This window comes from Bradyrhizobium sp. (genome assembly GCF_035484855.1).
GTDB lineage: Bacteria > Pseudomonadota > Alphaproteobacteria > Rhizobiales > Xanthobacteraceae > Bradyrhizobium.
This window is the reverse complement of record NZ_DATHOP010000113.1, coordinates 45,118-57,397: the sequence shown is the minus strand read 5'-3', so window position 1 is coordinate 57,397 and position 12,280 is coordinate 45,118. Positions and strand designations below refer to the sequence as shown.

Genomic DNA, 12,280 nt, shown 5'->3' with positions numbered 1-12,280 from the left:
ATGCGGAAGACAATCGAAACACCACGCCGATTGCACGAAATCTTGCGGTCGACAGGATTATAGCGAGGACAGGCCAGTGCTTTCCCAACAAAATATCTCTGCGCAAACCCCGACCGGCGCTACGCTGATTGCGGCCGGCGCGACCTTCAAGGTCTGGGCGCCGGAAGCAGCCGCGGTCTACCTGCAGGGCATCTTCGGCGGACAGGTTTTCGATCAGCCGATCGACGACCGTTTGCTGCAAAAGGATGCGCGGGGCTACTGGACCGGATATCAAGCCGGTGCGCGCGACGGCGACCGCTATCGCTTCTGGGTCCAGGGCGCGGGCTCGAGCGGCACTAAGCGCGACCCCAGCGCGCGCGAACTCGAGGCGGAAAATTTTCCGGACTGTTTTGCGATCCTGCGCGCCGGCGACTTTCCCTGGCACGACCAGGATTTCGTCACGCCGGATTTTTCCGACATGATCGCCTACCAGCTGCATGTCGGGACCTTTGCGATCCGCAAGCCAGGGGTCTGCTCCAACTTCCTCGACGTGGCGCTGAAGATTCCCTACCTGGAAAATCTCGGCATCAACGTGCTGCAGCCGCTGCCGGTCGACGAGCAGGAAAACAATCCGAACATGGGCTATGGCGGCGCCGACCTGTTCTCGCCGGACTTCCCCTACGTCGCGGCCACGGATTTGCCGTTCTATCTCGAACAGCTCAACGCGCTCTACGCGGCGAAGCAGAAATCCGCCATCGCGCTTGCCGACATCGCTAGCGGACCCGGCCAGCTCAAGGCGCTGGTCGACCTTTGCCACGTCCACGGCATCGCCGTGATCTTCGACGTGGTCTACAATCACGCCGGCGGATTTTCGGTCGATGGGAAATTCGACGACAATTGCCTGTACTACATGGACCGCCGCGCCGATCGCGGCGACAACAATGACAGCCTGTATTTTACCGACCAGGATCGCGGCACCGGCGGGCTGGCGTTTGCGCTGTGGAACGACGACGTCTCGAAATTCCTGATCGGCAATGCGCGCTTCTTTCTCGAAGAGATTCATGCCGACGGCTTCCGCTATGACGAGATCTCGACCCTGATCTCCACCAGCCAGGGCAGCGGCTGGGAGTTCTGCCGCGCGCTGACATCGGAACTGCGAGCTTTGCGCGACCGCTGCCTGCAAAACGCGGAATTCTGGCCCGGGCGTTTTGCCGACATTCCGGCCACTGCCGCGCCCGTGGTCGCGCCGGCGGAAACCGGCGGCATGGGCTTTGACGTGGTGCAGCACGATTATCTGCGCAGCGTGCTGCGCGGCGCGGTAGGCGCCGCGTCGGGCGGAGCGAACGCGACCGTGCAGGTGTCGTCGATTGCGGCAGCACTTTATCCGCCGGGATTCGACCACGCCTGGCGCGCAGTGACCTGCGCCGAGAACCATGACCTGGTGATGGCCGGCCGCGAGCCGCGGCTGCCGGTGCTGGCCGACTCCTCGAACCCCCGCTCCTGGTACGCGCGAAGCCGCAGCCGGGTTGCGAGCGCGATCCTGTTGACCGCGCCCGGCATTCCCCAGCTCTTCATGGGTCAGGAATTTCTGCAAGCTCTGCCCTGGGACGTCCTTCCCAACGGGCCCAACCTGTTGTCATGGGACGGCCTCGATACGCCGGGGGACTCCAGCATGCGCGATCACCTGCGCTTCAGCCAGGACCTGATCCACCTGCGCCGCGAGCTGCCGGCGCTGCGCAGCGACAACGTCCGCGCCTTCTATTGTTCGGACCGTGACCGCGTGATCGCCTTTCATCGCTGGCGCGAGCAAACCGGCGACGACGTCATCGTGGTCGCCTCCTTCGCGGAGACGACATGGACCGGCTACGGAATTGGGTTTCCGTTCTCCGGCCGCTGGCAGGAGCGTTTTAACAGCGACGTCTACGACCATTTTCCCAATCCGCAGGTTTCGGGCAATGACGGCGGCATCGTCGCTTCGGGGAGCGGCCTTCACGGATTCGCGGCGTCGGCGGCAGTCGTGATTCCGGCGAACGGGGTGGTGGTGTTTACGAGGGGGTAGGGGAGGCTGCTGCACGGCCGGCACCAGGACAAAAGACGTTTTCAACAGTGTCGACCCGCAACGGACATAGTGACGCGAGTTAGATAGCCAATTAAGATCCTAGCACTGGACTTCAGGTGCCGATATTAAATACCTCAATCGGGTAACTGCATTTATAATCATTTAGCTTTGGAGCCGTCCCATGGCCGACATGACTGGAGCCCGCATTTTTGATTGCGACTGGAGCGTTGCGTCGACCGCCAATGCGATTAAAGCTGCTGGAATAAAATCCGTCATCCGGTACTACTCTGTCAGTGGCGCCCACCCGACAAAGATATTATCGAAGGATGAACTCGCCGCTTTAGACAATGCGGGTCTCTCGGTTGCGGTCGTATTCGAAAACGGCGGCCAAGCAGACCTTTTCTATGATCCTCAGAAAAAGATCGACGACATTTCGGCGGCGCTCTCTTGTGCGGACACCATCCATCAGCCAACGGGAACCCCAATCTATTTCGCCGCGGATTTCGACATTGCATATCGGAGAAAGAAGAACGCAGATGGCAATTATTACAAGGTTGGAGGCGATTGGGCGCTTGAAACTTCGGCCGATATAAGAGCGGAAAACGAGCAGGCTATTTACGAATATTTCCAGTACGCTTACGAACAGCTGACTCCGAAAAACTACAAGGTCGGCGTTTATGGCTGCGGGAGGACGGCTGACCTGGTCGGAGGCGCCGCGGAAGGAAGAGCCAAAGTCGCCGAATTTTTCTGGCTTTCCGCCTCGGTTTCTTACTCCGACACTGCCGGCGTCTACAATTCCGGCAAATGGCATCTGTTTCAGAACATGACTGAGGTCCCTAGTCATCTCATCCCGGCCAGTTACACAGATGAAGACGGCGTCGTCCACACGATCGATGAGAGTTCGCGCACGATTGATACTGACCTCCTCAACGATCTTTATGAGGACTTCGGTCAGTGGCGGAAGGATGGTTCAAGGCCACCGTATCCAAGCGCGGACTCAAAACTGGTTCTTGCAAATAGAGCTTTTTCCATTCAAAAGGTTGCTGCCGTATTCTCGACACCCGATCCCGGGTCAGCAACCATCACTAGCATTCCGTATGGCCGGAATGCTCGAATTCTGGAACGGCGCCAAGATGGAATTGTTGGTGTCGGCCTTCACGAAAGTAGCAATATCGTGGGTTACTGCAAAGCCTCCGACCTGACCGTGGATTTGACCAAAATGCCTGTGTGGCCCACCGTCGACGCTTGATTGCAAATTCCGCTCCGTAATGGACTTCTGGGGCGTCTTCAGTTTACAGGCGTTCGGCACCTCGTATCCAGGCAAGCCTGCTTCCGAATTCGGCTGCTCGCCGCCTTCACCAATACCTCGCCGGTTCAGCTCTCATCCTCGTCCTGTTCGGCCGCCGCCGCCATCGTCTCCCTGGCGTGGGCGACGAACCGGTCGGCGTCCTTCTTGGTCTCGCGAATGAGGCCCTCGATATCGCGACCAAAGCGGTCGAGATCGAGTTTGAGTCCGCCACCGGAGGGTTTGGCAGCATTCGCCATGTAGCCCACCATGCGCGTGGTCAGTGCGAGCCGGAGCAGCAGCGGCCACAGCATTTCCTCATCGATTTCTTCCTCGTCGGCGAACTCGAGGACGCGCTGATTCAGAATCTCGGTTAGCCGGTTGAAGTCGTCGACGGCTTCATTCCCGTCCTCGCTGAAAAGATCATCCTGGTCGTCGGGCATAGGACCCCACTCTGCCTGTCTGGATTGGTGCGGGCGGTGGGACTCGAACCCACACGACGTTGCCATCGAGGGATTTTAAGTCCCTTGCGTCTACCAGTTCCGCCACGTCCGCTTGTGTCACGAGATCAGATAGTTAGCGCGTTTTCCTGCGCGATGGAATTGGGGTAGGCTTGAAGGAAACGCTAGCGTTTCTTAGGCGAGCCTGCCGGCTTTGGCAAAGCCTCAATCCGGTCATGCCCGCCTGCTTTACGCAACTTCAAGCTTGTCGGTTTACCAAGGTCGCATGATCGTTCGAGTTTCCCAGGGCCATCCGCAGCGCGGCGCCGTCGTGGCGCTGGCGCTGCTCGTGCTCGGCCTGACGCTTGCCGGCTGCGCCGACATGAACGACACTATGCTCGCGGGTTTCGCCGATCCCGCCCAATTCGAGCTCTACGATTGCAAGCAGCTGGAGGGCCAGCGCAAATCGCTGGCCTCGCGCGCCGCGGAACTGGAAGGCCTGATGGCCAAGGCCAATACCGGCGTCGCCGGCCCCGTGGTGGCCGAGCTCGCCTATCGCAACGAATACATCTCGGTCCGCGCCCAGACACGGCTGGCCAATCAGGCCTGGGAACGCAACAAATGCCATCCCTCCACGCCCACGCCGGGCGTGCCGCCGGCACCGCCTCCCGCCGCAAAGAGCGTGCCGCCGTCGGCGTCGGGCAGCGCGGTCTATTGACGGCTCGCGGCCTCTGCCGCCGACTTGCCCGTCGTGCCAATATGCCGCAGGCGCGCTATGCTGAATTACGGAAAATAATTTCAAAATTACATAAATGACGCTTGCGGCCGACCCAAATCACTTTTATATTCCCCGCCGTCCCGCCCCACCAAAGGGGCGTTTCGCGGTCGTCACTAAACGCGGGGCGGGATGCGGTGGACGCCGAGGGTGCTCTTGACGAAGGCATTTGAGGCGGACGGCGAAGCCGTGTGGTCCTGGCACCTCGACGCTGGTGTCAAGTTCTTGAGAAGCAAGCTTCTCAGGGGTGACGGTGGCCAAAAAGCCCGAGCACCGGGGAGATCACGGAGTAAGCCGTAAACCATTGCGTGGGGAATGCCGGGTGATTCCGGTGTGACCTGACAACACGTGTGCGTTCTACCACTACCCGTTGCACACGTGGCTATTGGGCGCATCGGGCGCCCGGCATTCCCTGCGCCCTTTGTTTAAAGAGGGCGGGAAATAAACGAATACCTCGCGCGACGCTCGCGGCGAGATCGCGAACGTATGTCTGATCGTCATTGCGAGGAGCCCTTGCGACGAAGCAATCCACTCTTTCTTTTTGTTGCGCGATGGATTGCTTCGCTTGCGCTCGCAATGACGGTGTTTAGCCGTTCGCGATGCCCGGCTTACACCCGCCAATCGTAGATCCAGTTCTGCTGCGCCAGCACGCGTCTTGGACCCATCGCTCTGATCGCGAGGTCGCGCGCGAGCGCCGCGGGGCCGGTGAGGTGATAGATCGTGCCGTTCCGTCTTGCCGTGTGCTGTACGCGCGTCACGCGGGCGCGGCGCAGCCGGGCATAGCGCTTCAGCGCCGCCGTGATCGCCTCGCCGGAGTCGGCGGCGCCTGCGAGGCATTCGGCAAGCACCGCGGCATCCTCGATTGCCATCCCTGCGCCCTGCGCTGCGAACGGCAGCATGGCATGGGCGGCATCGCCGAGCAGCGCAATGGTGCCGCGGGTCCAGTCGCCGCCCTCGGGCAGCGTGAACATCGCAAATTTCATCCAGGCATCGACCGCGCCGATCACCATCCGCGCCGGGCCCGGCCATCGCGGCGAGCCAAAAATGTTCTTCAGTTCGTTGCCATCGCCGGGCGTGCTCCAGCCCGGCCGATTCCAGCTGCCGGGCACCACCGCAACGACATTGATCTGGCGACCGCCCGAAATCGGGTACACCACCAGATGGGCGTTCGGGCCCATCCAGAGCTGCACCCGCCGCGAGGCATATTCGCGGGGCAATTGGGTGGCCTCCAGCGTGCCGCGCCAGGCGATCAGGCCGGAGAAGACAGGCTTCACCTGCGGGAACAGATGCTGGCGCACCGTGGACCAGATGCCGTCGGCGCCGATCAGCGCCAGCGCCAGATCCGGCTGCCGTATCATGCCGCTGCGATGGACTACGGTCAGTCCCTTGGCATGGGGCGCCGCATCCTCGAACTGGCAGCCGAGCCGCAGCTCGATATCGGGATGGTCGGCGACCTCCGCCTGCAGCGCCGCCTGCAGGTCGCACCGATGCAGCACCCAATAGGGCGCGCCGGCGGCAAGGGTTGCGGCTTCGCCGAGCGGCAGGCGAGCCACCTCGCCGCCGCTGCGCGCGCTCATCAGGCTGACGGCGTCCGGCGTTACCGCGCGGGAAGAAAGCCGCTCCCGCAATCCCAATCCCACCAGCACGCGGCTGGCATTGGGCGACAGCTGCAGGCCGGCGCCGATCTCCTCCAGCCGCTCGGTCTTCTCGAGAACGACGACGCGAAACCCCTTTGCGGCGAGCGCCAGCGAGGCCGTCAGTCCCCCGATCCCGGCACCAGCGACGAAGATGGTGCGTGAGGTGGCCACCGCAGGATCAGGCGACCGTGTCCTTCACCACGCATTCCGGCGGCCGGGCTTCGCCGGCCTTCAGGTCGGCTGCGAATCGATAGAGCGTCGAGCAATAGGGGCAGATGATCTCGTTGTCGTTGCCGAGATCGAGGAACACATGGGGATGATCGAACGGCGGATTGGCGCCCACGCACATGAATTCCTGCGAGCCGATCTCGATCACGGAGACGCCGGCATCGTTGTGGAAGTGCGGAACGACATGATCGGACATAATATCTTCACCTTGGGTAGCAATCGAGGCGGGCGCAATCGATACGACGCGGCAAAGTCGAATTTGCTGCGCAACCTTACTGGCGGGTTCGGTCGATTCCTAGAGCCCCCCAGCCGCTGATTTGCTCATGGAAATTCGACACAATCTTGTCCTCCCAGAGAAGCCCTTCTTTCGTCGGGGCCGTTGTGTCTTAAAAGCGGCACACATGTTGAAGCAGGCGAGAACGCCGTGTTTCCAGGATGAAACAATTGAGAAGAGGCACCAATTGAGAAAAGTTTTCGCATTGGCTGCGATGGCGGCAAGCGCGGTTGCGCTGGCCGTGGTGTCGCCGCATGCGCGCGATGCGTTTGCCGTGCTGTCGGCACAGGACGATCCTGCAGAACTGTCGGATGTCCGACTCAATTCTGCCCTGCGAAATAGTCAGAAAATAGTCATCGAGAATATCGAGGCGGCGCTCGCCGCCGGTGACGCCGATCTCGCGCACAGCTTTGTCGAACTCGCCAGGGAAAGAAACGTCGCGCTCGACGAAGCGCTTTCGCGCCGGGTCAGCGATGCCGTCGCCGGCCGCGGCGCGCTATTGTTGGCCGCCGGCGCCTTTGATCTCTCGCTCTGGGTGTCCGGCGCGCTGTTCGCCCTGTTCAGCCTGCTCGCCTCGATCAAGGCCACCACCGAGCGCTTGACGCAGTCCTGGCTGATCCGCAAAAAGGCGCGGCGGCTGCGGCAGCAGCCGGCGGCGCAACCCGCGCTGGCGATATCAGGCGCAACCGGCTAGCGTTGGACAATCGCGCAATCTCCTCCAGGACATATGGAAAATACTTGATGCCGAGTTTCAACAACGGCGACGTTGAAATTGCCTATCTCGACCAGGGCGAGGGCGAGCCGATCGTGCTGGTGCACGGCTTTGCCTCGACCAAGAACGTGAACTGGATCTATCCGGCCTGGGTTTCCGAACTGACCAAGGCCGGCCGCCGCGTCATTGCGCTCGACAATCGCGGCCATGGCGAATCCGCAAAACTCTACGATCCCGCAGCCTACCGGATCCCAATCATGGCCGGCGACGTCGCCGCATTGATGGATCACCTCAAAATCGAGCGCGCCGACATCATGGGCTATTCGCTGGGCGGGCGGATGACGGCGTGGCTTGCGCGCTACCAGCCGCAACGGCTGCGCTCGGCGATTTTCGGGGGCATCGGGATCGGCCTGATCGAGGGCGGCGGCCCCGGCGAGAATGTCGCCGACGCACTGGAGGCGGCCTCGATCGATGAGGTGACCGATCCGGTCGGGCGGACGTTTCGCGCCTTCGCCGACCAGACCCACTCGGACCGGCTGGCGCTCGCCGCCTGCATGCGCGGCTCGCGCGGCCTGATGACGCGCGAGGAGGCCGGTGGCATCGCGGTTCCGGTGCTGATCGCGGTCGGCACGATGGATGAGATCGCGGGCTCGGCGGAAGCGCTCGGAAACATCATTCCGGGCTCGCAGGTGCTCGACATCCCCAACCGCGACCACATGCGCGCGGTCGGCGACCGGGTCTACAAATCAGGCGTGCTGGATTTCCTCGCGCAACGGCAATGAGTCTTCCTCCACCTCGTTGTCGTCGTCGAATTGCCTGAAGGCGGCGATCATCACCGTCAAGGTTGCGACCCAGACCATGCGTGCGCCATAGCGATCATGCGGCCCCGATATCACCCCGCAAATAAAGGCGTTGCCGAGCAGCGCGAACGACACGGTGGCGGCAAGCAGCCCGAGGTCGTCGAGCCGGCGGCGCCAGATCGCGGCCGCGAACAGGCCGAACACCGCGAGCATCGAGCCAAGGGCGACCGGAACATGGATCCAGTTGACGGGCGCAAAATCCAGCCCCCAATGCTGCTGGCGCGCCGCCTGCATCGGCTTGGTCTGCGCGGGGATGTAGCGCTCGATAATCCCGTAGGTATGGGGGATCCAGTCGCTGGAGCCTTCGCCGGTGGCGACGTCAGCCAGTTGCTGGGCGGTGGCGGCGAGGGCGGCCTCCGCCTGCCAGAGCGGATATTCGGCCAGCGAATGGGTGACGATGAAACCCATCTCGTCGTCCATGCCCTTGAAGCGGCCGAGCGTGTTGAACATGCTGTCGCCCCACAGGAAGGCGTCGGCGGTCGCAGGCAGTTCGTCGCGGTAGGGGCAGAGCTTGAGGCGGGCTTGCGGGCAATGATCGCGCAGATAGCGCGCGACAATGCCATCCTGCAGCATCCGCCCAAAGGCGACCCCGGTGCCGCCGGGCGTCCACGCCCATTGTCCCGACAGCGCGAAATTGGCGGCCAGCAGCATCAGGGCGCCGGCGGCGATCGTCAGCGTGCCACCCACGAGACACGAAATGTCGAACCGGCCGGGCAGCAGGAGCCGCGCGATCCAGCCGAGGCAGCACAGTCCAAACAATACGCCGAGCGTGGCGCTGTGGGTTGCCGCGGCGAAAGCGGTGAAGGCGAACAGCGCAAATTTCTCGACCGCCGAAATCCTGTCGCCATGCAGCACCAGCAGATACAGCGACAGCACCGCGAGTCCTGCAAAGATATCGGTCAGGAGCATGCTGGCGAGCCAGGGCAGCGCCGTGGTCAGGATCAGCGCAAGGCTCACGCCCAGCAGCCGCCATGGCCGTGCCATGCCGAATACCCGCAGCGTCAGCTGCAGGATCCAAAGCGTGGCCAGCGCCTGAATGCCGAGATCGAGCCAGAAGCCCGAATCCTCGCCATAGTGCAGATAGAGACCGAACACGGTGGATCGGCTCGGGACCAGATAGCCCTCGTACCAGCGCGCCAGATAGCCGCCGGTGTCCCATTGCAGCAGCGGGTAGCCGTTCCAGAACGCCGGCGCGAGCAACAGCAGGGGGATGGTGACGGCCGATACCCAGACCCGGGCCTGGTCGGTGACGCGTGCGCGTATGATCTGCGTAGAAATTGCGGCTTCCCCCAATGTCGGGCCACCATGCCCGGACCGGGCGCGGTTCGGAAATCCCCAAATAGTCGGACGCCGGACGGCTTGATTTCCTCAAATTGCAGACCATTTTGAGCCGACGCCGGTGGCGGAGATGGATTTCGGCTGTTTGAATAAATTGTGCCGCTTCAATGTCTTGGCGGGGCAATTCAAGCCAAAGCCTGAAATTCACCTTCGCTTGAGCCGGCGGGACAGAAGTGCGCTTGTCATGCTATATTACAGCGCAGAAACTCCAGAAAATCGCGGGAACAATCCATGGCCGTGCATCAGATCAACCCTCAGGGTGCAAAACTTTCGGCGCTCGATCCGATCTGGGATCGCATCCGCACCGAAGCGGAAGACATCGTTCGCCGCGAGCCGGAATTGGCCTCCTTCATCTATTCGACCGTGCTGCATCACGAGCGGCTGGAGGACTCGGTGGTGCATCGCCTCGCCGAGCGGCTCGACCATTCGGCGTTGTCGGGCGATCTGATCCGGCAGGCCTTTGACGAGGCGCTGCGCGACGAACCCGATCTCGGCAACGCCTTCCGCGCCGATCTGGTCGCCGTCTACGACCGCGATCCCGCGACCTCGCGCTTCATCGATCCCTTGCTCTATTTCAAGGGTTTTCACGCGCTGCAGACCCATCGGCTGGCGCACTGGCTCTACCAGAAGGGCCGCAAGGATTTCGCCTGGTACCTGCAGAGCCGCTCCTCGGCGGTGTTCCAGACCGACATCAATCCGGCAGCCCGGATCGGCCGCGGTATCTTCCTCGATCATGCGACCGGCTTCGTGGTCGGCGAGACCGCCGTCATCGAGGACGACGTCTCGATCCTGCACGGCGTCACGCTCGGCGGCACCGGCAAGGAGAACGAGGACCGCCATCCAAAAATCCGCCATGGCGTGTTGATCGGGGCGGGCGCTAAGATTCTCGGCAATATCGAGGTCGGCCATTGCGCCCGGATCGCCGCGGGCTCGGTGGTGGTGAAGCCGGTTCCGAATAATGTGACGGTGGCGGGCGTGCCGGCCAAGATCGTCGGCGAGGCCGGCTGCGCCGAGCCGTCGCGCACCATGGATCAGATGCTGAACGCGATCGGACTGTGATTTCCGCGCCCAGCTCGCCGCTACGATTTCTGCAAGTTGGGCTGGCGGTCGGCTGCGTCTCGTCCTAAAACTTCCTCGAAACCCGATCCGATTGGAGACTGCCGTGGACGTTCAGGAAGTCAGGAAGCTCGACGCCTATCTCAAGCGCCTGTTCGGCAATCCCAGGATTCGCGTCGTGCCGCGGCCGAAGAAAGACGACTCGGCCGAGGTCTACATCGGCGAGGAATTCATCGGCGTGCTGTTTGTCGACGACGAGGACGACGACCGCTCGTTCCAGTTCCAGATGGCGATCCTCGAGGACGATCTGGTCGAGCAGGGCTGAGGGCTCCCGGCCGCTACCCTTTCGGCCCGTGCAATTGCGCCGTCAATCGGTCCATCGCGCCGGCGACATCGCGCCATTGCGCCAGCCAGCTTCGCGGAAAACGGAACGTCAGGTCGGCATCGTCGATGCGGCGCTCGCTCAGGCACATCCCCGGGGTCGCGGCGTCGCGGGTGCAGCGCGCGGTGAGATCAGGGGTATTGGAGAAAAACAGATCCTCGCCGCTGTAAGGCGTGCCGTCGCGGAACGCGCGCATCGCCAGCCCGTCGTCACCGGGCGTCGAGGCCTGCTCGAGGTAGCGCGGGTAGATGGTGCGCACCAGGATATCCGGCGCCAGCGTATCGTGATGGGCTGAAATCGACAGGAAGAGGCGGTCGATCGGCTGCACCCCTTCCTCCACGACCTCCTCCGCGCTGACATGCTTCGGCGCCTCGGCGGGCTCCAGCGACGGATAGGCGAACGACAGGTCGATGCGTTCCTGCGATCCGGAGTGGCGCTGGATTTTCATGCGGATTGCCGCTGTCGGTACATTGAAGAGGGTGGCGCCGATGCTGACCGGCAGCCGCGCCGGACTGCTGGAGCCGTCGGCGCCCCAGGTCGGCCACAGCAAATAGGCGACGAGCGCCAGCGCGGCCGCCGCGACCGCACATCCCAGCGCGATCGGAATGAGGTGGCCGCCGCGGGCTCCGCGCGAACCCCGGGCGATCTGCTGGGCCGTCGAGAAGAATGTCATGAACGAGCTACCCAAAAGGCATCAGCCGAATCAGTTTTCGAATATGCCACGCGCCGTGGCTTTTTTTGCAGCATTCCGAACGGCTGGAACCTGCCCGCGCCATGTCCGAGAAGCGGTTCCGGCCTCGGCCATTAACCTTTCCTTAAGGATGATGTGGCGGCGGCCTGCCAATTCTGCGAAGCAATGGCAGTTGCCGTGTAGCGGAAGTGTGTTTGATGTCGCCGGATGCGTTGAATTCCCTGTTCTCCCTCTGCATCGGCTTCGCGCTCGCCGGCGCGCTGTCGAGCGGCTATCAGGCGCTGCTGCAGCGGCCTGCGGGATTCGGACTGCTCGGCGAGGGCGTGGCGCCGAAGACCTTTGCGGCGGTGCCATTCCTGGTGTTCGCGGCGCCCTTCATCATCATGCGCAATACGCTGCGCGGCGCGCGGATCGAGCGGCGCCGGTTCGAATTCGTGATGCTGGCAACCGTCCTGGCCGGGTTCTGGAGCATGATGTCCGGCACCTTTTTCCTGATGACGCTACGCGCTGCGGGCCTATTGGCCTGAACGCTGTCGCTGTGCCAAAGTCTCCGCGAACAGGAGA

13 protein-coding genes and 1 tRNA gene are annotated in these 12,280 nt (G+C 62.7%); 8 read left to right on the top strand and 6 right to left on the bottom strand.

Annotated elements, in window-relative coordinates; translation table 11 throughout:
• Positions 1-76 precede the first annotated feature (76 nt).
• Positions 77-2,038 carry an alpha amylase C-terminal domain-containing protein gene (locus VK804_RS13575; RefSeq protein ID WP_325371333.1) on the top strand — a complete coding sequence of 654 codons (1,962 nt, stop codon included), beginning with the start codon at positions 77-79 and terminating at the stop codon, positions 2,036-2,038.
• A 181-nt stretch (positions 2,039-2,219) separates the two neighbouring features.
• Positions 2,220-3,287: a glycoside hydrolase domain-containing protein gene (locus VK804_RS13570; protein WP_325371332.1), complete on the top strand. Its 1,068-nt coding sequence runs from the start codon at positions 2,220-2,222 to the stop codon at positions 3,285-3,287.
• 125 nt (positions 3,288-3,412) lie between these two features.
• Here the strand turns inward: VK804_RS13570 and VK804_RS13565 are convergent, their stop codons facing one another.
• Complete coding sequence (locus VK804_RS13565) at positions 3,413-3,766, bottom strand: hypothetical protein (protein WP_325371331.1); 354 nt, start codon at positions 3,764-3,766, stop codon at positions 3,413-3,415.
• 25 nt (positions 3,767-3,791) lie between these two features.
• Positions 3,792-3,878 (bottom strand) — tRNA-Leu (locus VK804_RS13560).
• A 171-nt stretch (positions 3,879-4,049) separates the two neighbouring features.
• Between VK804_RS13560 and VK804_RS13555 the strand changes: the two genes are divergently transcribed.
• Positions 4,050-4,481: a twin-arginine translocation pathway signal gene (locus tag VK804_RS13555; protein ID WP_325371330.1), complete on the top strand. Its 432-nt coding sequence runs from the start codon at positions 4,050-4,052 to the stop codon at positions 4,479-4,481.
• Between the two features lie 665 nt (positions 4,482-5,146).
• Here VK804_RS13555 and VK804_RS13550 read toward each other — a convergent pair.
• Positions 5,147-6,346, bottom strand: coding sequence for an FAD-dependent monooxygenase (locus VK804_RS13550; protein ID WP_325371329.1), 1,200 nt, complete (start codon positions 6,344-6,346; stop codon positions 5,147-5,149).
• A gap of 7 nt (positions 6,347-6,353) precedes the next feature.
• Entirely contained in the window at positions 6,354-6,599 is a 246-nt protein-coding gene (locus VK804_RS13545) for a zinc-finger domain-containing protein (RefSeq protein ID WP_325371328.1), read from the bottom strand.
• 265 nt (positions 6,600-6,864) lie between these two features.
• Here VK804_RS13545 and VK804_RS13540 point away from each other — a divergent pair, with 265 nt between their 5' ends.
• The gene (locus VK804_RS13540; protein WP_414642775.1) at positions 6,865-7,371 is read left to right on the top strand and encodes a hypothetical protein; all 507 of its coding nucleotides are present in this window, start codon (positions 6,865-6,867) and stop codon (positions 7,369-7,371) included.
• Between the two features lie 47 nt (positions 7,372-7,418).
• Positions 7,419-8,171, top strand: a complete 753-nt coding sequence (locus VK804_RS13535; protein ID WP_325371327.1) for an alpha/beta fold hydrolase — start codon at positions 7,419-7,421, stop codon at positions 8,169-8,171.
• On the opposite strand, the gene VK804_RS13530 is transcribed toward VK804_RS13535, so the two are convergent.
• Complete coding sequence (locus VK804_RS13530) at positions 8,136-9,542, bottom strand: hypothetical protein (protein WP_414642774.1); 1,407 nt, start codon at positions 9,540-9,542, stop codon at positions 8,136-8,138. The genes VK804_RS13535 and VK804_RS13530 overlap by 36 nt on opposite strands.
• 276 nt (positions 9,543-9,818) lie before the next feature.
• Between VK804_RS13530 and cysE the strand changes: the two genes are divergently transcribed.
• Both cysE and VK804_RS13520 read left to right on the top strand, forming a co-directional pair.
• Positions 9,819-10,646 (top strand): serine O-acetyltransferase, encoded by an 828-nt coding sequence (gene cysE, locus VK804_RS13525; RefSeq protein WP_325371326.1) that lies wholly within the window; start codon positions 9,819-9,821, stop codon positions 10,644-10,646.
• Positions 10,647-10,749: 103 nt separating this feature from the next.
• Complete coding sequence (locus tag VK804_RS13520; protein ID WP_325371325.1) at positions 10,750-10,968, top strand: DUF3126 family protein; 219 nt, start codon at positions 10,750-10,752, stop codon at positions 10,966-10,968.
• Positions 10,969-10,981: 13 nt separating this feature from the next.
• Here the strand turns inward: VK804_RS13520 and VK804_RS13515 are convergent, their stop codons facing one another.
• A complete protein-coding gene (locus VK804_RS13515) occupies positions 10,982-11,698 on the bottom strand; it encodes a hypothetical protein (protein WP_325371324.1) in 717 nt (238 codons plus the stop codon).
• A gap of 215 nt (positions 11,699-11,913) precedes the next feature.
• On the opposite strand from VK804_RS13515, the gene VK804_RS13510 reads away from it, so the two are divergent.
• On the top strand, positions 11,914-12,243 hold the full coding sequence (locus VK804_RS13510; RefSeq protein WP_325371323.1) for a DUF6949 family protein: 330 nt from the start codon (positions 11,914-11,916) through the stop codon (positions 12,241-12,243).
• The last annotated feature ends 37 nt before the right edge of the window (positions 12,244-12,280 follow it).